Below are 21,390 nucleotides of genomic sequence, written 5' to 3'. Positions count from 1 at the left end.
CCCCGCAGGCCCTCAGGCTTCGTGGGAAGCCTGCTGCTCGCCCTGGCCTGCCTCCTGCTGTACGTGGCCCTGCCGAACGTGGGCAACGCGGCGCGGGCCGCCCTCTTCGACGCCGTACCAGGGGTGTTCACCGCGCGCCAGCTCACCTGTGTCAGCCACCACCCCGGACACGAGGTCTGTGAGTGGAGCGGCGCCTTCGAGTCCGACGACGGCACGGTCCGGCGCACGGCGACCACCCTGTACGGCAGCGACCGCGAAGCCCTCGACAAGGGCGACGAGACCCCCGCGGTGGACGTCGGCCTGGCAGGCCGCGTCTACGGCCCCGGCGGCTCCGTACGCTGGATCTTCACACCCCTGCTGCTCCTCGCCGGATACGGCCTCATCGCCTGGCTCGCCCTCCGCCACCTGATGCCGCCACGCCAGCCGACCGGACGCGCCCCCGGTCGGCCGCCCCGCCGTCGCGCCCCCGCGTCGCCACGGCCTCGCGGCGCACCGACCCAGCACGGTGCCTTCACCCCGGAAGAGCTCGCCGCCGCCCGCGCGGATCTGGCCGCCGCCGACGCCGAGTACCTCAGGAGCTCGGGAGCCTCGGCCGCGTGAACATCCCCTACCTGTACGACGCCGGGGTACTCATCGCCATCGACAACGACGACCGACGCATGTGGGCCCGCCACAGCCTGGCCCTGGAAGACGGCCGGGACATCCACGTCCCGTCCGTCGGCGCGATCATCTGGACCTCGGACCCGAACGGCATCCGCACCCTCATCGGCACCCAGAAAACCAAACCCGTCCCTGTCATCCGCACTGTCTAGACGGTCGTCTCGGGCAGACTCGCGAAGGGCAAGAAGCCGCCGCCGTCGAGCGGCATGTCCCGCCCGTACGGAGACCGGGGCCGCACCCGCCCGGCACCCCGCCGCGCGGCCGAGGTTCTCCTCAGCCCTCTAGCCCTCTAGCCCTCTCTACTCGTCGCCCCGGTCAGGGCGGCGGGTTGGGAGCGTCATCGATGCCGGCAGAGAACTCTGCGGCGAACTTCTCTCTGCCCAGCGCTGCGAGGGCCTTGGTGGTGATGCGTTCGACGTCGCCGCGTTCGGCCTCCGGGAGTGCGGCGCCGGAGGACTCCCGGGCCCGGGTAGCTGTGCCCAGGAGGCGGGCGGCCTGCACGGGTTGGTCCGCGAGGGCGTACGCCCCGGCGAGGCCCTCGTGGGCGAGAGCCAGCGCCCGGGGGTCGCCGCTGTCACGGGCGACGGAGAGGCCCTGGTGGTGCAGGGACAGGGCCGCAGACGCGTCACCGCGTTGTTCGGCGAGGAAGCCGAGTTCGGCGAGGAGGAGTGCGGGGCCGGGGCCGAAGTCGACTTCACGGTGCCATGAGAGGGTTCTGCGGAGGTGTTTCTCGGCGCGGTCGAAGTCGCCCTCGCGTCGGGCCGTGAGGGCGATGCCGATTTCGGCGTGGATCTCGCCCGCCGCGTAGCCGTGTTCGGCAGCCAGGTTCATCGCCTTGCGGTGGAGCTCGGTGGCCTGAGGGAAGTCACCGGTCAGAAGGGCGACCCTGCCCAGCCCGGTGAGCCGGTCGGCGGCGTCTGTCCAGAAGCCCAGTTCCTCGGCCAGGTGGAGACCGTCCTGGTGTAGTTGTGCGGCGCGCGTGTAGTCGCCGGTGATCGCGGCCAGTGCTGCCAGTGGATAAGTGGTCTGCAACTGTCCCCAGCGATCGCCGAGTTCCGTGAAGAGCGCGTGGCCGTCCTCGGCGCTGTGGCGCAGTGCGGCGAGGTCGCCGCGCAGCAGGGCCTGGGTGGCCCGGATGCTCTGTGCAGCGGCGATGCCCCAACGGTCGTCCGCTGTGCGGAAGTCGGCCAGGGCGCGGTCCACCAGAGTCTCGCTGCGGGCCAGATCGTCACCCGCGTTGAGCGCGGCGTAGCCGAGGAACCATGTGGCACGTGCGCCACCCGCTTGGCTGCCGACTGTCACGTCGGGCGGATGGACCGTGTTGTTCTGTCCCTCCCCGGCCAGCAGGGTGAATCCGGCGTACCAGACGGCAGCTCGGGACCGGAGGGCCGTGTCTGCGTGACCGCTGATGTGCAGGACTTCCCCGAGCGATCGTCGGGCCTCGCTCAGCCGACCGCGCAGGAACCAGTACCAGGTCGAGGCGAGCGCCATGCGCAGGGCCCCGGTGGCATCCTTCCGCCGCACGGCGCGTTCCAGGGCCGTACGCAGGTTGGCGCTTTCGTGGTCGAGGCGGGTCAGCCGGCTCTGCTGCTCGGGCCCGTGGAGTCGGGCTGCCGCCTGTTCGGTGAGCTCGGTGTAGTAGGCCTGGTGGCGCTGTTCGAGCGCGCCGGACTCGCCTGTCTCCGTCAGGCGTTCATGGGCGTAGGCCGCGATCGATTCCGGCAGCCGGTAACGACGGCCGTCGGTCGCGGTGACGAGTGAGCGGTCCATCAGGCGGATCAGGGGGTCGAGGACGTCCTGGCCATTGCTGCCGCACACCGCTTCGGCCGCTTCGAGGGTGCAGCCGTCGGCGAATACGGCCAGACGGCGCAGGAGCTTTCGTTCGTCGTCGCTGAGCAGCTCCCAGCTCCAGTCGATCACCGCTCGGAGGGTGCGTTGGCGCGGTGGCACGTCGCGCCGGCCGCCGGCGAGGAGGCGAAACCTGTCGTCGAGGCGGGCGCAGAGTTCATGTACTCCCAGCGCGCGGACCCGAGTGGCGGCCAGTTCCAGGGCCAGGGGTATGCGGTCGAGGCGGCGGCAGATCGTCGCGATGGCCTCCGCGTTGTCTTCCGTGACGGCAAATCCGTGTGCGGCGGCCGCTGCTCGCGCGGCAAACAGTTCCTCGGCGTCGGCCTGCGGCAGCGGTGGTACGGTCCCCACACCACCTCTGCGGCCAGGCCGAGAGGTTCCCTGCTGGTGGCCAGGATGCTCAGTCCGGGTGCGGCGGCCAGGACCCGGCGTACGACGTCGGCCGCCGAGTCGATGACGTGCTCGCAGTTGTCGAGGAGCAGGAGGAGTCGCCTCGAACGCAGTGCGTCCTCCAGGCCTATCGCTCCCTCTTCCCGTATGCCCAGGGCGGCGCTGAGCTGTTCGGCCACTTCGGTGGATCCGGCGAGCCCGACCATCCGTACGCCGTCGGGATAGCCCTCGGCCGCACGGCCGGCTGCCTCCTCCGCCAGGCGGGTCTTGCCCACCCCGCCGGGGCCGGTCAGCGTCACCAGCCGGTGGGCGGCGAGCAGTTCACCCAGCGCGGACACCGCTTCCTTCCTGCCGACGAGATCGGTGAGCGGAGCCGCCAGGTCGCCGTACCTTCTCTTCGGGGAGGCGGGGGGCGCGTCGAGGGCCGTGTCGTGTGCGAGGATCGCCTGGTGCAGGGCGGTCAGTTCCGGCCCCGGGTCCACTCCTAGTTCGTCGGCCAGCTGCTTGCGCAGCTCGTCGTACACGTACAGCGCTTCGGACTGCCGTCCGGCCCGGTACAGCGCGCGCAGTTGGACCGCGCGCAGCCGCTCCCGCAGTGGGTGACGGACCGCCAGCTCACCCAACTCTCCGATGAGCGTGTGATGTTGGCCCAGTTCAAGGCGGGTCTCGGCGAGCGCTTCCAGGGCGGTGAGGCGCTGCTCCTCAAGGCGTTCGACCGCGGTGCCCAGGAACTCCAGGTCGCCCAGGCCGGCGAAGGCTTCCCCCGTCCACAGCTCCAACGCTTCAGTCAGCAGATCCGCCCTGGTGCGTGGGTCCTCGGTGCTGTACGCGGTGGCGGTCAGGTCGGTGAACCGGTGGGAGTCCACATCTCCGGGGCCGATACGCAGCAGATATCCCGGAGGTCTCGACTCCACCAGCGTCTCGGCCCCGGGTTCGGCCTGCGCCAGGGCGCGGCGCAGTCGTGAGACTTTCGTCTGCAGGGCACCGGCAGGATTTTCCGGCGTCCGCTCGCCCCAAAGATCGTCTATAAGCCGGTCGGCCGAGACCGGCTGTCCCGCGTGGACGAGCAGAGCGGCCAGCAAGGCGCGCACCTTCGCCTCCGGGACGTCGACCGCATGGCCGGCCGTCGTCCGGGTAGTCAGCGGGCCGAGCACCGAGAAGTACATGGCTGCACGGTATCCGGCCGGCCGACAGCCGCCGTCCGGGGACCGACAGCGCACCGACAGGGTTCCGCCAGCGCTGGTCGGCACAGTGAGGACACACCGAACGAACCGTCCGGTGCGGTCAGCGGAAGAAGCAGAGAACCAGGAGTCACTTCATGTCGGAGAACGAGAACCACGAGCAGTCCATGGTGTCGGTGATCGGCCTGGGACAGATGGGTACCCGGCTCGCCCAAGCATTCCTCACCGCCGGCTACACCACGACCGTATGGAACCGCTCCGCCGCGAAGGCCGACGCACTCGTCGCCCAGGGCGCCGTCCGTGCGGCGGTCGTCGAAGAGGCGGTCGCCGCGAGTCCCCTGGTCGTGGTCTGCCTGCCGGCCTACGCAACCGTGAGCGATCTGCTTGGGCCGGTGGCGCCGCGCCTGCGCGGCCGGGTCCTGGTGAACCTGACCTCCGGCACTCCGGAGGATGCCGCCGGGATGGCCGCCTGGGCGGCCGGGCACGGCGCCGACTACCTCGACGGCGCGGCCATGAGCGGTACACGTCTTGTCGGGCGGCCCGAGGCGCTGTTCGTCTTCAGCGGTTCCCCGGAGGCTTTCGCCTCCCACCGGACGGTGCTGGCGAGTCTGGGCAACTCTGTCCACCTCGGCGCCGATCCGGCACTGGCCCCGGTGTACGACACCGCGCTGTTCGGCATGGCCTGGGGTGCGCTGGCGGGCTTCTACCACGCTGTCGCCCTGGTGGGCTCGGCAGGCGTCGGCCCGGCAGCCTTCGCGGCGGTGGCGACGGAACACATGCCGTTCGTCACCTCGCTGATGGCCGACCACTCCCGCCAGATCGAGAACGGCAACTTCCCAGACGACGACGGCACCGTGGAGGTGCACGCCGCAGCGATGGAGCACCTCCTAGACACCAGCCGGGCCCGCGGCCTCGGCACCGACGTGCCGGAACTGATCGGGAGCCTGCTGGATCGGGCGGCGGCCACCGGACACGGCTCCAGCGGCATCGCCAGCGTCATCGAGACGATCACGAAGGGCGAGCGGAATGCCTGAACAGACGAAGCCCCACGTCACGGTCCTGGGCCTCGGCCGCATGGGCACCCCGATCGCCTCCGCGTTCCTCGACGCCGGCTACTCGATCACCGTATGGAACCGCACCGCGGCCAAAGCCGACGCACTCGTCGCACAAGGCGCGATCCGCGCGACCACCGCCGCCGAGGCGGTCGCGGCCGGCTCACTGGTGATCGCCCCGCTCCTCGACCATGCCGCGGTCCGACAGGCCCTCGGTCCCACCGCCTCCGACTTGCAGGGCCGCACCCTGGTCAACCTGGCCAACAGCACCCCCGACCACGCCCGTGAACTGGCCGCCTGGGCCGCCGAGCACGGCGCCGACTACCTCGACGGCGCCATGATGGCCCTCCCCGAGACCGTCGCCACCCCCGAGGGCTTCTTCCTCTACAGCGGTTCCCCGCGTGCGTTCACCACGTACCGGCGCGAGCTGGAAGTGATGGCGCCGGCACACTACTTCGGCACCGACCCCGGCTCCGCGGAGGTCCACGACCTAGCCCTGCTGGGTACGGGATACGCGGCCCTCACCGGGTTTCTGCACGCCGCGGCACTGCTCGACCCGGTCGGTACCACCCCTGAAGTGTTCGCCCCGCTGGCGGCCCGATGGCTGCACGGGATGGCCGAGTTCCTGCCTGAACTGGCGCACCAGGCAGGAAAATCGGCGTATGCGGGCGGGGTCTCCACAGTCGACCTCAACCGGGCCGGGGTCGACAGTCTCATCCAGCTCAGCAGAGCCAGCGGCATCGCCACCGACGTCCATGAGCCGCTGAAGGCCCTGCTCGACAGGCGGTCGGCCGACGGCCACGGGCAGGACAGCTTCTCCAGCGTGTTCGAGCTGCTGAAAGCGCGAGGCACTGCGAAACAAGGAACGCGGAGCGCTGACGAGAGGCGACTCCGCCCTGACACAGGTCCGCTCTAGCCTCGTATGGTGCGGGGCGGTTCCCCCTATTGCTGCCGGGTCGTCCTAGCAGCACCAGTCAGTGCCGAGTGCCGCTGCGAGGACTCCCTCGCTCTTCGTCGAAACCCCGCCCGTCTCGCTCTGTGCCGAGTCCGCCGCGGTCGTGGCTCCCGGCGATGCCGCCTGGGCCTGGGTGACGCCCGCCAGGCTCACCAGAGCGGTGACGACAACGACTCCGGTACGCAGTGTGCGCTGCTTCGTACGCAAAAGGCCCCCCAAGGGCTGGAGTTAACGATCTAGGCCGTACTAGATCATCGTCGTTCACTCGGCGCAAGGCGCGTACGGGTCAGGCAACTCGCAGCTGATCTGCCGCCCAAAGCTCTGCTGGCCGAGGCCGAGACGGTGGAGATCCTGGCGCGGGGCGCGGCACAAGGGTCGCCGTCTTCGGACCGACCGGCGGCCGAACCGTCTCCCGGCGGTCGGCTACGGGAGAGCGAGTGCGCTGAGCGGATCGGCTGCGGGCCAAGGCCAAGGAGAAGGACAAACTCATCCGTGAGCTGGAGACGGAGCGTGATGTGTGCAGGCGATTCGTGGCCTTGTGAGTGAAGTAGCTGAGGCGAACCCAGCCGTGCGCAGGTCACCGGCCTCGGTCAGTAGGTGTCCATGGTCGGCGAGCAGTTCCCGAACCTCGGGTACGTCGGCCTAGTCGAGCAGCCAGCGCAGCACGGGGCGGGAGCGGTCGGCGGTGCGTTCGCCGGTCATGTCGGCAGACGCGGTGACGGCGTGGCGTGCCTCGGTGGCGCTTGCTCGGGGTTCGTCGGTGTCGGCCCCCGACGACGGCAGGGGCCGACGCCGTTCCCCCGTAACTAGCCAGGGGTACCGTTCTGGTGTCGAAGCAGAACGGAGCTCAGTATGCCCCCGCACGCTGAAAAGCACGCAGGCGCACGCATCGCGCATGCGCGCAAAGTCCGCCATTTGACGCAACGCGAGTTGGCGGATCTCTCACATGTCTCGTACAGCACGGTGACCAAGTTGGAGCAGGGCGTCATGCCCGCGAGCCCTTCGGTCATTGGGGCACTCGCCCGAGCCCTGTCGGTGCCAGTCACAGAGCTGACCGGACAGCCCTACCTTGATGAGCTACGGCAAGACCAGCTTGACGGCCTGATCAACCCGATTCGTGAGGCTCTGAACGTCTACGACCTAGGTCCCGATCCGGATGTGGCCCCACGCCCGGTTGACGAACTGGAAGAGCACGCGGAGAAGCTGTGTGCCATGGTCCGCGCGACGAGCATCAAGCAAGTTGCCGCTGACCTTCCCGGCCTGGTCCATGAGGCCACGGCGACGGCGCACACGAATCCTGTCGACCGCAACTGGCGGTTGCTCGCGAGTACATACCGGACGGCTTATGACGTGACGACGAAGCTCGGGTTTCCCGATCTGTGCACGGTGGCGCTCGACCGTATGGACTGGGCGGCGCAGCGGGCATCCGATCCACTACTCGGCGGGATGCGTCAGTATCTGCGGGCTCTCGCTTACCTCCGGGCGAGCGACTATAAGACGGGCAAGCGCCTGGTCAGTCTGGGCATGTCTACCTTGAAGCAGGCAGAGGCTGGGCGGGTACTCGACGTCATCACCGGGCAGCTGCACCTCGGGGCCGCCGTACTGGCGGGACGAGACAAGGACCAGGACGCTGCCGAGGGGCACCTCAGCGAAGCAGCACGCATCGCTGAGCGAACGGGCCCAGCCGAGAAGGTCCATTGGCTGTCGTTCGGGCCGACCAACGTCGGAGCGCACCGTGTCAGTGTGCTGGCAGAGCTCGACCTGTATCCCGAAGCCGTCCAAGAAGCGCAGGGGATCGACACTCCTGACGACTGGCCCGCGTCCCGGCTCGCGCACCATCACTCAGAGGTAGCACGGGCCCAGATGTGGACGGGCCGTACAGACGCTGCGTTCAAGAGCCTGCTAAAGGCGCGCAAACTCGCCCCGCAGCAGACGCGCTACCACGCGACGGTGCGCGAGACGTACGCCGGGCTGGAAGCAGCAAAGCGCCGGATGCCCGACACATTCAGCAACTACGGTGCCTGGCTACACATGTAACGTAGTGTTAACCAATGGCTGGAACTATCAGCGATGTCTGATAGTTCCGGCCATCGCATGTTGGCACTCTGAATTGGCACGTAAGACCCCCGCGACGAGCCAACGTCCGGGGGCGTGGCCAACGCTGAGTAGGAGCGTCAACATGACAGACCTTATCCGCGTGCTCATCCTCTGGGCGAGCCTGATCTTTGGCTTGCGGGGGTGCGGTCGTCACCGTGCCCGACCCGCCGCGCTGCCTACGCCCGACCAGGCTCCCTCGCACTCCGCTCCAGTTCGCATGACGCCTCGCTCGCCGTACGGGCTGGATGTGCCGCTGGACGGCGAAGACACCGCACTCGTTCGCCCGTACCTGGTGGAGCATGAGCAGCGCCAGGAACGCGCCCAGCAGCGTCGGCGGAGGCTCGCCCTGGTGCTCGCGGCCGACTTCGGCATCGACCTTGACCGGCATCTCGTCGGCGCGGCGGGGGTGGCCTGATGGACACGGCCAGCAGCCAAACAGCGGGAGCACGGCAATGCACGTGCACCCGCTGTAACGAACTGACGGACCAGCCGGTACTCGTGTCCGAGGTGCACCAGAACTCCGGGCCCGGTTTCAGCGTGTACGCCTGCCCCGACTGCGCGGGACACTTCCCGGCCCTGCCCGACGTGTCGGCCCTGTTGCCGAACGCCGGAGAGCGGAGGGCTCGGTGAACGCCGGAACCCCGCCTAGCGGCACCTCACGCATGACGCTGCACACTTACCGGCTCACGCCCGACGGCAGGCAGGTGAGCGTCTCCGAGCCCCGTACGGTCACCAGGAGCCCAGACCCCGAACGCCTCGCTGAGTCGATGGCATGGCCCCCGTGCCGCTGTCCCCGTTGCTCGGCCAGAAGGAGGGGCCGGTGAGCCCGCGCAGACGGTTCGCGTATGCAGTGTGGACGGTATCGGCCGACACCCGCCCCGGAGTCCCGGCCGGAGTCTTCCAACTGGCGTGCATGACGTGCCATCAGGAATCCCCGGTCACCGACAACTCGACTACGGTGCAACAGGACTGGGCCCTATCCCACACCGGTCAGCACCCCGATCACCGGGAGTACAAGCTGACCACCGAAACGTACTGGCGGACCGACCCCGCTGAGGGCAACCCGTACTCGGTGATCCTGCCACCGGCCAACGGCTACGAGCGGTGACCGGGCGGCGCACAGTCGATGGGTGGCTGATCAGGTCACGTCCACGGACGTGGTGTACGGCGCTGAGCGGGTCCCGACCTCCGTGCACGTCCGCTCGGGTGTCGGCGATCCGACACCCGAGGTTGGTACACCACGTCCAGGGACGTGACCGCTGATCATCTCGACGGAATGGGCGCCGACGCAGAACTGACCGGCCGGTACCCGTATCTCGCGGTCGACGTAGACGGTTGCACCGGCCGCCACACCCCGGTCACCCTACGCACCCTGATCGACGCCTTGGGCATCCAGCTCGACCATTCATGTCAGCTCTCGGCCTCACCGGTGATGGATCCGGACAGACCACGATCACGCAAAGACCCTGAGCACAAGGAAATGTGTGACAAGTCAAGAGGAAGGCTGCGGTGGTTCTTTCTGTACAGCTCGGACGCCTTCGAGAACGCTCCGGCCGTCACCGAAGAACGGCAGGAGGAACACGATGTGCGCGAAGTACCACCAAGCCAGGGAACGGTCAAGATTGGGGAGCCATAGAAGGGTGCCCAATGCGACACAGGAAGACGGCCCGGCCAGGGCCACCACAACCGTCTGCCACCCGGTCATGACCCCTTCCGGGATCACCGACGTGCGCCACACTGTCCGCTCTATCGCGATGTGAGTGACGGTACGGATCTTTTTGAGGGCGATCACATGTGTCGACTCGTGCAGAGCGAACGAGGCTACCAAACCCAAGGAAGTCGGTTTGACCAACAATACCCAGATCATCTCGGTCAGCACCCAGTCACCGGAGCGTGCGGACCAGACCAGAGCCATAGCAAAGAAGGCAACGAGGACAACCAGCAGTGGCCACACCTGAGTGACCACCGCCCAGATAACGGTGCGGATCTTCAGGTCAGTTGCCGGACATCTCTTTGAGGAGGTGCTCACGGCGCTGCTTCAACCCCCGGTAGATGACCTGGATCATTGTCAGGACGATGGTGAGTATGAAAAAAAAGACAATGAGTGCGGTCGGGTTCCCGACACCCATGGTGATGCCCAGCGCCCCACTATCCTTCTTCACTGTCTCGAAGACCAACGATCCAAAGAAGGCTTTCCGTTCGACTATCTCATCAGTTCCCGTTGAGAACATGAGAGCGAGCAATATCACCGTCGCGGTCACCAGCGTCAGCAGAGCTGCCCCTAGAGCGGACTTCACGACCGACCGCGCCTTGATCATTCCTTCTCCTCGACTCACTCGTGTGAATTCCTTGCACTGCATACCAGATGAACAGAACGGCCACTCCTGCAAGGCATACCATCATTGCCCAGGCCGGAAGGCTGAGCATGCCCAGCCCGATCATTGACAAGCCTAGAACGATCCCGACCACCGATAGCCCCAGGAACACGGAGACCGGATTGTCCTTCTCTGCCGGGAACACGATGCTAATGCACGTCGTCATAACTGCCCCGCCCAGGCAACTCACTAGGGCCGTGCCACTAGCAAGGAACTGGTTCGGGTAGATCGCAACTGTGATAACGAGGCCCGGCGCAGCGAACACAGTAAGCAGAACGAGTTGCGCCCTCATGAGACGGCCGTAGACCCGCCAGGCCGATACTCGTGCGCCGGGCAGTAGCCGCAACGGCTGGGTGGCAGTGAACTGGTATAGGCCGCCGAAGGACAAGGCGGCGAAGCTCCACATCGGGTTCACCGAGGGCTTGGCCAGCAGGTAAACGAACAAAGCAACCGTCATAGCGGCGGCAGCCACGGTCTGCGCACTGCGCAACAGACACCAGTCATACGGTCCCAGAACGTTACGCAACCGCAGGCTTCCCGGAAGTTTCAGATAGCGGGACTGGCGCACATGCTGGTTCGGAGCAAGCACGAATGCGAGAATCATGAGCACGGCCGCTGCCACCATCACGACGGTGAGAGCCAGCCAGGCACCATGTTCGTTCCACACCCAGGACATCGACGTGACCCACGTGTACTCGGTCCGCCTTTTCAGATACGCGTCGGAGATGTCCCGAATCATCGGCGTCATCTGCGCGGAATAGTACGCGAGCACCGCAAACAGGGTCAGCACATTCAGGATACCTGCCATCCGACTAAGCCCCACCAGCCCCCACATACGGGTCAGTATCTGGTAGAGGACAGACAGTAAAAGATAGGCCAGGACCACTGGCAGGATGACCGATGCTGTGATGTACCCGACCGCAGACGGACCCAGGATGATCAGCGCGCTGACCGCGAGGGAGATTATTCCAGCGGCAGCCACGACGGCGGTCATCGCCGCCTCATATATGAGGAACGCCGCCGAGCGTTCCCGGTTGGTGACCGGAAGCTGATAGCTGAACTGGAGCATCCCTTCAGCATTGATGAACAATACCTTCACCAGGAGGAACGCAATCTGCACCCACAGCAGAAGAGAAACCGTCGAAGTGTTGAACAAGAGGCGCCACACGGCCGCTTCGTCGGAGAGCGGCCGCAAGAAGAAGTAGGCGGCGGCGCACATAGTCCCCAGAAGCAGAGCAGTCGCCGTGGCGACAAACACTCTGACTGGAGTGGACCTCAGCACACCGACTCGCAAGACTCTGCGCCGGAAAAAAACCAGGAGCATCCGTGCCAGGACTGCGGAATGCTTCAGCCTAGTCATCGCTGAGCCGATTCAAGATAGTCGAACACCATGGAGGCCACCGACCCGTGCTCATCGACCAGATCCTTCGTCGGCTCGTCGTACACCACGTGGCCTAGGTCGAGAAATACGACCCGGTCGGCCAGACGTTCCAGTGTGGTGAAGTCGTGTGTACACAGCAGGATCGAGCGGCCTTCGTCGCGGATCCGACGAAACTCCTTCTCACTGAGGTGCAGCGCCTCAAGATCAATGCCGTTGAGGGTCTCGTCGATGACGGTCAGCGGCCGTCGCATAATAAGCGCGGACACCAGTTGCGTCTTCTTGCGCATGCCGTGCGAGAAGTCCTCGATGAGATGATCATAGCGGCCCTCCATCGAGAACTTGCGGAACAGAACCATAGCTCTATTGTGGTCGACATCGAGGTCAAACAGTTTGCCAATCGTCGTGAGGTATTCGCGGGCTGTGAGAAACTCAGGCAGGTAGTCATTGCTGGACAGATACATACCCAACTGCTTGGCCTGAGATAGGGCGTGTTCGTAACCGCCGATACTGATGGACCCAGACTGAAGGCGCACGAGATCGAAAATACTTCTGATCAGTGTAGATTTTCCAGATCCGTTGGGGCCAACGAGACCGACGATCGTCCCTTCTTCGACGGTGAAGGACACGTCCAGGAGAACGTTTACGATTCCGTCATAGGAATAGCTGACGCCATTGACATCCAAGAGGGTCACTATCGCCTGTTCCTTTATCGACTCCGCCAATCAGACGGTGGCGCTCAGGCAGCCCGCCGATATGATCGGGGGATGCGGACTACCTGAGCACCTGGAAACATAGCCGTCAGAAGGCTATTTACCGGAGGGCTCTACACACATTCAAAGCGGACCTTCAGGCCGAAGTTCCTGAAGGACCAGCTTCCGCTGAAGGTCTTGTTCTGCTTCACCACACACCAGACAGACAGCCCGGCGATGATAGTGGCACCCAGGGCAAGGATGACTGCGGTGAACGCCAGGAACCATCCGTCGTAGCGGACAAGACCCTTGTCGATCTTCGCTTGGATCGAGTGGGCAGCGCGTGCGGGTGCCGTAGTCGCGGCTGTGTACGCGTTGATGGACGCGGACGTAAACGCACTCACGGTCTTTTCCTCGGCCGGCTCGACAGCAGTGCCAGGTTCCCGTACCAGAGTTGACGCAGACACAGTCGTTCTCCCTTTCGGTTTGCTGTTGACGCCGAAGACGATGCCAGGCCCTTGCTAAACGGTTCTAGTGTCCGCAAGGACACTCTGCGACAAGAAGCTCACACTTCCGGTACGTCGCGATGACGGCAGCCTCTGCCCGCGAGGAGATGTCCAGCTTGATGAACACGTTGGCGATGTGCTTCTTTACTGTCCGCTCCGCAATACACCACTGGGCGGCTATGTCCATGTTCGTCAGGAAGTCGCCAAGCGCAGCGAGGACTTCACGTTCACGTAAGGTCAGGAGGGACAGGTCTGCCTCATGCACCCATCGCGGTATATGAGGAAGAACGCAACAAGCCCCTCTACGACTCTGTGCCACGGTGCATTCGTCTGAAGGCGAGTCCAATTCCCGCTCCCCCATGTGTGCGACCGACCCTGAAGCATGTGGTCCGTTTTCATATGCGCCCCACTGATCAAATGGAGCGAGCGGGAGAGCGTCCGGGTCACTGGCTGCCCCCCTCTGCGTGCCGCACGCAGCAGAAACAATATAAGTGCAAGTGACCATACCCAGGCGGGTAGACCCACGCACTTCAACAAGGATGGCTGAAATCGGGTGCGTCAAGTCAACGGCCCCGCCTCACATCCGGTGGCCACAGAGCGTTCTGCTATCCGAGGAGGGGCGGGGCACGGCGGCGCGGCACGCGGCCGGGTCAGGCCGTCCCCGGCACCGCGAGGGCCTGCGCGCCGGGGTGTTCCAGGCGGCTGAAGGCGTGTGCGGCCGAGACCAGGGTCATGTGGTGGTGCCAGCCCGGATAGGAGCGGCCCTCGAAGTCCAGCAGTCCGAAGTCCCGTTCCATCCCCTGCACGGTGGCCCGCGCCCCGCGCCGCAGCTGGGTGAGCGCGAGGAGTTCGTCGGTGCGCCGCTGCACCATGTTGGTGAGCCACAGCTTGGTCGAGCGCCGTCCCGCGCTGTGCCGCACGGCGAACAGCCGGTAGGTGCGGTAGGACTCCTGGCGGCCGCGTCGCACCTCGGGCAGCCGCACCAGTTCGGTCAGCACCGGGGCGTGGCCCGGCTGGCCCTCGCGCATCTCTGTGGCGTACGACGGCTGGCCGTGGTGCTTCAGCTCGAAGAATCGCCGCGCCTCGACGGGGGCTGGTAATTCGGTGCCGTACGCCGAGAATCCCGATGCCATCGCTCCCCGAGCCGGGAGTTGGCGGAGCTGGCGGCCCATCGCGCGCGGTCCTCCCGGAACCACCGGCATCCGGCCGGGCACCGCGACGACGAAGGCCCTGCCCTGCCGGGTGAGCCCGCGCACCAGCGCGCTGGTGGCGGCGTACGCGCTCAGGTCGGCGATGACGGGGACGTCGCGGAGGCTGGTCCTGGACCCCAGCGCGTCCACCAGGTCCAGGGCGTGGTGGTCGATGGCCCGTGTGCTCACGCCGTCCGGGATACGGGCCCGAGCCCTGCGCTCCTCGTCGTTGACCCAGGATCCGGGCAGCAGCAACTGCCAGTCGACCGGCACCGCTTCGGATTCGGTGACCAGGAAGGCGCCGACGCCCACCTGGCAGTTGACCGACCTGCCGGTGGCCGGGACGAAGCGGCGGTGCACACCGCAGGAGTAGTCGCCGCGCTTGCGCAGCACGGCCACGTCCAGCGCCCAGGCACGCGGGGTGAGGCGCTCCTCGGCCCAGCGCAGCAGTTCGGCCCGCGCGGGCCCCCAGTCCCAGGGGCTGGCGTTGATGAACTGGTGCATCGACTGCGAGGCGGTCGGCGAGTCGGAGACGGCCGCGGCCAGCCGCCGCACCGACTTCTTGCCTTCCGCGGTGAGCAGACCCGTGAGATACGCCTGCGCCCAGTAGCGCTGGTCGGCCCGAGGCAGGTGACCGAAGAGCCGCTCGACGAACATCGGGACCGACGCCTGAGGATGGGTCACGTCGCGGTGTGCCATGGTGCGTTCCCTCCTTGTGCCGGGCTTACGGTTGGCCACCCAGAAAGAATAGCGAACGTCCTCTTTGTTTCATGGCATCGAGCCGGACTGTTCCTCCAGAGCACCGCGACAGCGCGACTTAGGCAAGTAGCATGCCTGTCCGACGTGTACCCAAGCACAGGAGTCCGCCACCGCGCCGGTGCCGGGCGAGCCCCTTGCCACCCCGTTGACCAGCGGACATCACGGGTGGGGCGGGGCGCGTGTGGCGCGTGTACGGGGATGAGCCGCGCGGGGCGTCAGCGCGGTGCCCGGCCTTCGCGCACCCTCTCGTCCGTCTCCGCGCACCCCGCGTCCGCCCCCCGCGCGCAACGGTGTTCAACTCGCCGCGCGTACGAGCGCCTTGCCCAGTTCGGGCAGCTCCCGCAGTTCGGCCAGCGCGCGGTCCGTGGCGAGGCCCGGCAGGAAGTAGCGCCAGAGCGCCGCGATGCGGTCGGGCAGGTCGGCCGTCTGCTCCACGGCGATCCGCGACAGCGTCTGCGTGCCCGTGCAGGCGCCCACCAGGACCTGCGCGAACTCCCGTTCGTCCACGCCGTCGAGCAGCTCACCGCGCCGTCTGGCGGCGACGAGCTGCTGGTGGAACACCTCCGCCCACCGCTCGTGGGCGGCGCCTTCTTGCCGCAGACCGAACTCCCCCTGTTCCACGGCCAGTCGGAAGGTCGACCGAAAAGCGACATTCGTCTGCAGCTGCTCGGAGAGGTGAAAGGTGATCCGGACCAGACGGCCGAGTCCGTCGTCGCCCGGCGGCAGCTCGGCGCCCGCGAGCCAGTCGTTGACCATGACGGCCAGCGCCAGCGCCTGCTTCGACTTGAAGTGGAAGTACATGCTGCCGTGCGTGACCCCGGCCCGGTCCATGATCTTGCTGATACTGGCGCCGCTGTAGCCCAGTTCGTCGAAGACCTCGGCGGCAGCCTGGAGGATCACCTCGCGCGTCCTCACGGCCCGTTGTTGCCTCAGCTCGACCATGCGCCGACAGCGTCCTCTCCGTAAAACAAACCGAACACTCGCTATGTTAATCCCTGGTTCCCTGTGCAGCTACCTGTCAGGGAGTACCCGTTGTCTCCCTGACAGGGGGATACCCGATTTCCTCCCTGGCAACGAGTCGCGTCATCACACCCAGGGCGCCATCGGGTACCAGGGGATGATGTCCTTGCGCGCGAGCAGCCGTACGTCCCAGTACAGGAACAGGAACACCCCGGCGACGATGAGCGTCACGGCGGTGAACGCCGCGATCCGTCCGGGCCTGCCGGTCAGCCACGCGTGCAGCCGGTGGCCAGCGAAGTAGACGACGGCGAGGAAGATCACCGACATGATCGCGATGTTGCCGAGCGACTGGAGTACGAACGCCCCCGCCCCGTAGAGGGGGTTGCCGCTCTCCGCCGCGTCCCGGAAGAGATGGCGGAACAGCGAGAAGGGCCGCCCGATCAGGAAGCCGCCGACGAGGGCGCCCATGAACACCATCCGGGCGTGCGGGAAGCGCCGGGAGACGCGGGCGAAGGGGTCCCGGACGTAGCCCAGCGCGGCCAGCCCCATCCAGAGCATGGCCAGTCCGACGATCCCGTACACGACCATCGCCTGCAGGATGCGCCCGGACAGCTCGCCCGGCGCGGAGCGGCCCTGCGAGAACTGCGGCATCGACGTGCCCACCAGGCCGACGACCGCGCCGTACAGGGCGGAGACCACGATCATGCCGAGCGACAGCCACCCCAGCGGCTTCAGCGCCGCCGCGACCCTGCCCCAGCGGGTGCCGACGGTGCCGAGCAGCGGGGCCACGGTCCCGAAGGCCGCGATGTTGCAGGCCGTGAACGTACCGGCGAGCCCCGTGGTGAAGGCGAAGACGATCCCGGACAGCACGCCGGTCAGCGGGCCCTCCGCGGCTCCCTCGCCCAGGACCGTGTCCGTGATGGTCCCGCCGATGGTCCGGTCCACGAACCGCGCCGACCACACCACGGTGAGCAGGAATCCCGCGAGTGCGCTGAGCAGCAGGATCCGCCCACGGCGCGGCACGGCGGTAGCGGCAGTACGGGATACCGGCTCGGCGTCCTGGGGGTCGCTGGTCTTGGGTAACGCGTCCGTTCGTGCCATGGCAGGCCCCTTCCGCCGCCCGGTTCCGCCGTGCCGCGCGGGCGTTCCCGCGCGGCTGCGGTCGAGCGTAGGGAGTGCGCCGCCCTGGTCGTTCTTCTCACGTGCGCTGTGTGTCACGCGGCCGGTGTGTCACGCGGCCGGTGCGCGCCGCTCAGTCGATGCCGCGCACCAGCTGCGGTTCGAGGATCTCGTCCTCGTCGGCGCCCGCCAGAAGCAGGACCGGGGCGTTCGGCGGGATGTCCCGGAACTGGCACGCCTTGGGCCTGGACGGCTCGAAGTCCTCACAGACCGTGAGTAGTGTCGTGAACGTGGCATTCTCGTCCATGTCGCCTCCTCCAGATCGGCCCATCGTCGCGCCGGACCCTTGAGAAGCGCTCACGGACGGCTGAGGGGACGGGGAAAGAGACGGGGAAAGAGACGGGGAAAGAGACGGGGACAGGGGCAGGGGCAGAGACAGGTACCTGTCGGCTTACGCGACCAGCGCCGCCGCCCGCTCCTGGCTGACCTCGATCGACTTCGCCGTGTCGGCGACCGCGATGCTCGGCACGAGCAGCCGCCACATGCCGACCGTGCGGCGCGGCAGGTCGCGGCGGGCGCAGGCCAGCTCGGACTGCAGCTGCATGCCCGTACAGGCGCCGACCACGAACTCCGCGACCGCGCGCGGCTCCACATGGCCCTGCAACTCCCCCTGGTCGCGGGCGTCTTCCAGATAGCGCGCCATGACGTCCTCCCACTCCCGGTGGGAGGACGTCACGTCCTGGCCGTCGAAACCGCCCCGTTCCGTGGCCAGCCGCAGGGCGGCCCGCAGCACGGCGTCGGCCTGAAGCTGATGGGACCAGACCAGCGTGACGTCCACGAGGCGCTGCAGACCGCTGGACGCCAGCCGGGGGTTGATCGTCTCGGTCTGCGAGCACATGACCGCGCGGGCGAGGTCTTCCTTGTTCGGGAAGTGGAAGTACACGGCGCCCAGCGTGACTCCGGCCCGCTTCATGATCTCCCGCATGCTGGCGCCGCGGTAACCGTGCTGGTCGAACACTTCCGCGGCGGCGGAGATGATCACTCTTCTGGTGCGTACCGCTCGTTCCTGTTTCGGCTCGGTAGCCATGACCGCCTCACGCCATCTCGCGGTAACAAAGCGAACAGCCGTTATTTTACCGGTCTGCTGGCGGCGCGACCAGTGCCGGTTCCTCTCCTACGCCGCCGGCTCTTACGCCGCTGACTCCTACACCGCCGGCTCCTACGCCGCCGGCTCCTACGCCGCCGGCTCCTACGCCGCCGACCGCGCCAGGTGCCGGGCCACTTCCAGGGACTGGTCACGGTTGAGGCGCGGGTCGCAGGCGGTCTCGTACCGCAGCGCGAGATCGGCGTCGGCGACCGGGGCGACGCGACCGCCGACGCACTCGGTGACGGCGCTGCCGGTGAGTTCGAGATGGACGCCGCCGGGGTGGCTGCCCAGCTCGCGGTGGACCGCGAAGAAGCCGTCGATCTCGTCGAGTACGGCGTCGACATGGCGGGTCTTGTGCCCGCTGGCGGCCCGGACCGTGTTGCCGTGCATGGGGTCGCAGACCCACACGGGCCGCACCCCGGCCGCGGTGACCCGCTCTACCAGGGGCGGCAGCACCTCGCGTACGGCGGCCGCGCCCATCCGGGCGACGAGGGTGAGGCGGCCCGGCTCGCGGTGTGGGTCGAGCCGGTCGACGAGCGCGAGCACCTCGTCGGGCGTCGCGGTCGGGCCGATCTTGACGCCGACCGGGTTGCGCACCTGGCGGGCGAAATCGACGTGCGCGCCGTCGAGCTGGCGGGTGCGCTCGCCGATCCAGAGCAGGTGCCCGGAGGTGGCGTACAGCCCGCCGGTGCGGTCGTCGAGCCGGGCCAGGGCGCTCTCGTACTCCAGGATCAGCGCCTCGTGGCTGGTGAACAGCTCCTCGTCACGGCCGTCGGGTCCGGGGCCGCCGCCGCTCGCGGCGCGCGAGCGCAGGAAGTTCAAGGTGGCGGCCGACGCGTCGTAGACGCGGCCGAGGCGTCGAGGGTCGGGGGTGCGGGCGGCCGCCGTGAAGGCGCGGCCGTTGACGGCGTCGCCGCGGTACGCGGGCAGGGTGACCGTTCCGTGGGTCTCGGTGTCCCGCGAGCGGGGCTTGGCGTACTGGCCAGCGATCCGGCCGACGGTGACGACCGGCCGCCGGAGGCCCGCGGCCAGCACGTCGGCCATCTCGCCGAGGGTACGGAGCTTGCCGTCGAGCTGGTCGGCGGTGACGGCGTCGAAGGTCTCGGCGCAGTCGCCGCCCTGGAGCAGGAACGCTTCGCCGCGGGCGACGGCCGCGAGGCGGGCGCGCAGCCGGTCGCACTCCCGAGCGGTCACCAGCGGCGGCCGGACGGTCAGTTCGTCGGCGACGGCGCGCAGCGCGACGGGGTCGGGCCAGTCGGGCTGTTGCGCGGCTGGCTGGGCGCGCCAGGCGTCGGGCCTCGGGTCGGCGGGCAGCAGGGCCGACTGGGCGGCGGTGCGGGCGGGGGGCGTCATGGTGGCCTCGCTCGGGTCGGCAGCCGTCAGCGGACGGTAGGCGAAGGGGTAGCCAAAGGGCATGATCAGGCTCGGTCGAGGCGCGTGAAACTTGCTCAAGACCGGCTCGAAACGCCGAGGCCAGACCTCCCGCCCGAGGGATCCGCGCGCCTGGGCCGACCCGCCCCGCCCGGCGGGTCGGCCCAGGCGCGCGGAGGGGCGGGCGCACCCCCGTGTCGCGGTGCGCCCGCCCCCTGCACTCGCCGCCGAGACGCTCCGAGGTCAGACGATCTTCATCGTCGCCATCATGCCCATGGCCGAGTGGTCGAGCATGTGGCAGTGGTACACATACGCGCCCTTGTATGTGTCGAAGGTGGCCTGGACCTTGATCGTGTCGCCGGGCATCAGCCGCACCGTGTCGTTCAGGCCCTGCTCGCTGGGCCCCGGCGCCTCCCCGTTGCGCTCCAGAACCCGGAACTGCACCAGGTGCATATGGAAGTTGTGCGGCACGAACTTGTTGGCGTTGGTGACCGTCCAGACCTCGCTGGCGCCGAAGCGGACGCGCGCGTCGACCCGCTCGTGGTCGTACACCTTCTCGTCCACGTACGCCTTCGGGTTGTCGCGCCCGTCCTCGTCCATCCGCAGCGTGACGCTGCGTTCGGCGGTGGGCTCGGGCAGCCGCGGCAGGGTGCGCAGGACGGACGGCACGGAGCTGTCGTCCTCGGCGGTGCGCACCACGTCGAACCGCAGCACCTCGCCGATGTCCTCGACGGGGCCGAAGCCGGTGTTCTTCAGGACGAGCTTGGTGCCCACCGGGTAGCGGGAGAAGTCGATGACGACGTCGGCGCGTTCACCGGAGGACAGATAGACCGACTTGGTGGTGTGCGGGCGCTCCAGGAGTCCGCCGTCGGAGCCGATCTGCACCATGTCGCTGTCGTCTTCCAGCCGCAGCTCGAAGAAGCACATGTTGGAGTGGTTCGCCAGGCGCAGCCGGTAGGAGCGGGCGGCGACCTGGAAGTACGGGTAGGGCGCGCCGTTGACGAGCAGGGTGGTGCGGGCCCGGTCGCCCTGTTGGTAGATGAGTTCGCCGGTGTCGGTGTTGAAGTGCGCGTCACGTATCCCGATCAGGACGTCGTATTCGTCCTTGGGCAGCGGCAGCGCCTCCTCCTCGTCGTCGGTGAGCAGATAGCTGCCGTGCAGTCCGCGGTAGACGTTCTCGGACTCCAGGTGGTGGGCGTGGTCGTGGTACCAGAGCGAGGCGTGCGGCTGCGTGTTGGGGTACACGTAGAAGCGGTCGTCGCCGGGCGCGATGGTGTCCATCGGGGCGCCGTCGTGGTTCGGGGGCACCTCGCCGCCGTGCAGGTGCACGGAGGTGTCCACGTCCAGGTGGTTGTTCTGGTGGACGATGACGGGCCGACCTCGGCGGGCCTTGATGGTCGGGCCGGGGAACTGCCCGTCGAAGGTGCGCAGTTCGGTCTGCAGGCCCGGCAGGATCTCCTTGCGCGCGGTTCGCATGGTGACCTCGTACAGGTCGATGCCGCCCCAGGTGGAGACCGGGTCGAGCACCGGCACCACGGGCATCGGCACCTCGAACCGCGGCACCGCCGCGGCCTGGCTCGATGCGGGTTGCGCGGCGGCGCGCTGGGTGTGCAGTACGGGCAGCAGCGAGGCCCCGCTGAGCCCCACACCCGTGGCGGCGAGTCCTGTGCCGAGCACGCGGCGTCGGGTGACCATCGTTCCTCCTACTAC

General features: G+C 67.7%; 19 protein-coding genes and 2 pseudogenes. 7 read left to right on the top strand and 14 right to left on the bottom strand.

Annotated elements, in window-relative coordinates:
• The first annotated feature begins 21 nt into the window (after positions 1 to 21).
• Positions 22 to 600, top strand: a complete 579-nt coding sequence (locus tag ACX6XY_RS13805; RefSeq protein WP_460329872.1) for a hypothetical protein — start codon at positions 22 to 24, stop codon at positions 598 to 600.
• A complete protein-coding gene (locus tag ACX6XY_RS13800) occupies positions 597 to 812 on the top strand; it encodes a hypothetical protein (protein ID WP_460329870.1) in 216 nt (71 codons plus the stop codon). Before ACX6XY_RS13805 ends, ACX6XY_RS13800 begins: the two co-directional genes overlap by 4 nt.
• A 137-nt stretch (positions 813 to 949) precedes the next feature.
• On the opposite strand, the pseudogene ACX6XY_RS13795 reads toward ACX6XY_RS13800, so the two are convergent.
• A pseudogene (locus tag ACX6XY_RS13795) lies at positions 950 to 4,064 on the bottom strand (BTAD domain-containing putative transcriptional regulator).
• A gap of 140 nt (positions 4,065 to 4,204) precedes the next feature.
• Here ACX6XY_RS13795 and ACX6XY_RS13790 point away from each other — a divergent pair.
• The 5 genes and pseudogenes from ACX6XY_RS13790 to ACX6XY_RS13770 form a co-directional block, all read left to right on the top strand.
• Positions 4,205 to 5,113, top strand: a pseudogene (locus ACX6XY_RS13790) (NAD(P)-dependent oxidoreductase); the annotation flags it as partial.
• Positions 5,106 to 6,047 carry an NAD(P)-dependent oxidoreductase gene (locus tag ACX6XY_RS13785; RefSeq protein WP_460329868.1) on the top strand — a complete coding sequence of 314 codons (942 nt, stop codon included), beginning with the start codon at positions 5,106 to 5,108 and terminating at the stop codon, positions 6,045 to 6,047. The pseudogene ACX6XY_RS13790 and the gene ACX6XY_RS13785, both read left to right, overlap by 8 nt.
• An 891-nt stretch (positions 6,048 to 6,938) precedes the next feature.
• A complete protein-coding gene (locus tag ACX6XY_RS13780) occupies positions 6,939 to 8,123 on the top strand; it encodes a helix-turn-helix domain-containing protein (protein WP_460329866.1) in 1,185 nt (394 codons plus the stop codon).
• A 277-nt stretch (positions 8,124 to 8,400) separates the two neighbouring features.
• Complete coding sequence (locus tag ACX6XY_RS13775) at positions 8,401 to 8,598, top strand: hypothetical protein (protein ID WP_460329864.1); 198 nt, start codon at positions 8,401 to 8,403, stop codon at positions 8,596 to 8,598.
• Between the two features lie 405 nt (positions 8,599 to 9,003).
• Positions 9,004 to 9,291 carry a DUF7848 domain-containing protein gene (locus ACX6XY_RS13770; RefSeq protein ID WP_460329862.1) on the top strand — a complete coding sequence of 96 codons (288 nt, stop codon included), beginning with the start codon at positions 9,004 to 9,006 and terminating at the stop codon, positions 9,289 to 9,291.
• A 384-nt stretch (positions 9,292 to 9,675) separates the two neighbouring features.
• Here ACX6XY_RS13770 and ACX6XY_RS13765 read toward each other — a convergent pair whose 3' ends face one another.
• The 13 genes from ACX6XY_RS13765 to ACX6XY_RS13705 all read right to left on the bottom strand — a co-directional run bounded on the left by ACX6XY_RS13765 (position 9,676) and on the right by ACX6XY_RS13705 (position 21,375).
• Positions 9,676 to 10,212: a hypothetical protein gene (locus tag ACX6XY_RS13765; RefSeq protein WP_460329860.1), complete on the bottom strand. Its 537-nt coding sequence runs from the start codon at positions 10,210 to 10,212 to the stop codon at positions 9,676 to 9,678.
• Positions 10,178 to 10,444, bottom strand: coding sequence for a hypothetical protein (locus ACX6XY_RS13760; RefSeq protein ID WP_460329858.1), 267 nt, complete (start codon positions 10,442 to 10,444; stop codon positions 10,178 to 10,180). Before ACX6XY_RS13760 ends, ACX6XY_RS13765 begins: the two co-directional genes overlap by 35 nt.
• On the bottom strand, positions 10,395 to 11,816 hold the full coding sequence (locus tag ACX6XY_RS13755) for a hypothetical protein (RefSeq protein WP_460329856.1): 1,422 nt from the start codon (positions 11,814 to 11,816) through the stop codon (positions 10,395 to 10,397). The genes ACX6XY_RS13760 and ACX6XY_RS13755 overlap by 50 nt, the downstream gene beginning before the upstream one ends.
• A gap of 98 nt (positions 11,817 to 11,914) precedes the next feature.
• The gene (locus tag ACX6XY_RS13750) at positions 11,915 to 12,631 is read right to left on the bottom strand and encodes an ATP-binding cassette domain-containing protein (RefSeq protein WP_460329854.1); all 717 of its coding nucleotides are present in this window, start codon (positions 12,629 to 12,631) and stop codon (positions 11,915 to 11,917) included.
• A 131-nt stretch (positions 12,632 to 12,762) separates the two neighbouring features.
• Positions 12,763 to 13,095, bottom strand: a complete 333-nt coding sequence (locus tag ACX6XY_RS13745) for a hypothetical protein (protein WP_460329852.1) — start codon at positions 13,093 to 13,095, stop codon at positions 12,763 to 12,765.
• Positions 13,096 to 13,159: 64 nt separating this feature from the next.
• Complete coding sequence (locus ACX6XY_RS13740; protein WP_460329850.1) at positions 13,160 to 13,399, bottom strand: helix-turn-helix domain-containing protein; 240 nt, start codon at positions 13,397 to 13,399, stop codon at positions 13,160 to 13,162.
• Positions 13,400 to 13,784: 385 nt separating this feature from the next.
• The gene (locus ACX6XY_RS13735; RefSeq protein WP_460329848.1) at positions 13,785 to 15,023 is read right to left on the bottom strand and encodes an IS701 family transposase; all 1,239 of its coding nucleotides are present in this window, start codon (positions 15,021 to 15,023) and stop codon (positions 13,785 to 13,787) included.
• Positions 15,024 to 15,377: 354 nt separating this feature from the next.
• A complete protein-coding gene (locus ACX6XY_RS13730; protein WP_460329846.1) occupies positions 15,378 to 16,025 on the bottom strand; it encodes a ScbR family autoregulator-binding transcription factor in 648 nt (215 codons plus the stop codon).
• 144 nt (positions 16,026 to 16,169) lie between these two features.
• Positions 16,170 to 17,144, bottom strand: coding sequence for a hypothetical protein (locus tag ACX6XY_RS13725; protein WP_460329844.1), 975 nt, complete (start codon positions 17,142 to 17,144; stop codon positions 16,170 to 16,172).
• 151 nt (positions 17,145 to 17,295) lie between these two features.
• Positions 17,296 to 17,469 (bottom strand): hypothetical protein, encoded by a 174-nt coding sequence (locus ACX6XY_RS13720; protein ID WP_460329842.1) that lies wholly within the window; start codon positions 17,467 to 17,469, stop codon positions 17,296 to 17,298.
• A 144-nt stretch (positions 17,470 to 17,613) separates the two neighbouring features.
• Positions 17,614 to 18,249, bottom strand: coding sequence for a ScbR family autoregulator-binding transcription factor (locus ACX6XY_RS13715; RefSeq protein ID WP_460329840.1), 636 nt, complete (start codon positions 18,247 to 18,249; stop codon positions 17,614 to 17,616).
• Positions 18,250 to 18,411: 162 nt separating this feature from the next.
• A complete protein-coding gene (locus tag ACX6XY_RS13710; protein WP_460329966.1) occupies positions 18,412 to 19,662 on the bottom strand; it encodes a 3-deoxy-7-phosphoheptulonate synthase in 1,251 nt (416 codons plus the stop codon).
• Between the two features lie 261 nt (positions 19,663 to 19,923).
• Positions 19,924 to 21,375, bottom strand: a complete 1,452-nt coding sequence (locus ACX6XY_RS13705) for a multicopper oxidase family protein (RefSeq protein ID WP_460329838.1) — start codon at positions 21,373 to 21,375, stop codon at positions 19,924 to 19,926.
• Positions 21,376 to 21,390: the final 15 nt, after the last annotated feature.

It is taken from the genome of Streptomyces sp. O3 (assembly GCF_054788135.1).
Note: the sequence above shows the minus strand (reverse complement) of the source record. Positions and strands in the feature narration are given on the sequence as shown.

Excerpts from the sequence above, each read along its gene's own strand:
- ACX6XY_RS13785 (WP_460329868.1), top strand. The coding sequence starts at position 5,106 with ATGCCTGAACAGACGAAGCCCCACGTCACGGTCCTGGGCCTCGGCCGC.
- ACX6XY_RS13780 (WP_460329866.1), top strand. The coding sequence starts at position 6,939 with ATGCCCCCGCACGCTGAAAAGCACGCAGGCGCACGCATCGCGCATGCG.
- ACX6XY_RS13775 (WP_460329864.1), top strand. The coding sequence starts at position 8,401 with ATGACGCCTCGCTCGCCGTACGGGCTGGATGTGCCGCTGGACGGCGAA.
- ACX6XY_RS13735 (WP_460329848.1), bottom strand. The coding sequence starts at position 15,023 with ATGGCACACCGCGACGTGACCCATCCTCAGGCGTCGGTCCCGATGTTC.
- ACX6XY_RS13730 (WP_460329846.1), bottom strand. The coding sequence starts at position 16,025 with ATGGTCGAGCTGAGGCAACAACGGGCCGTGAGGACGCGCGAGGTGATC.
- ACX6XY_RS13725 (WP_460329844.1), bottom strand. The coding sequence starts at position 17,144 with ATGGCACGAACGGACGCGTTACCCAAGACCAGCGACCCCCAGGACGCC.
- ACX6XY_RS13720 (WP_460329842.1), bottom strand. The coding sequence starts at position 17,469 with ATGGACGAGAATGCCACGTTCACGACACTACTCACGGTCTGTGAGGAC.
- ACX6XY_RS13715 (WP_460329840.1), bottom strand. The coding sequence starts at position 18,249 with ATGGCTACCGAGCCGAAACAGGAACGAGCGGTACGCACCAGAAGAGTG.
- ACX6XY_RS13710 (WP_460329966.1), bottom strand. The coding sequence starts at position 19,662 with ATGACGCCCCCCGCCCGCACCGCCGCCCAGTCGGCCCTGCTGCCCGCC.
- ACX6XY_RS13705 (WP_460329838.1), bottom strand. The coding sequence starts at position 21,375 with ATGGTCACCCGACGCCGCGTGCTCGGCACAGGACTCGCCGCCACGGGT.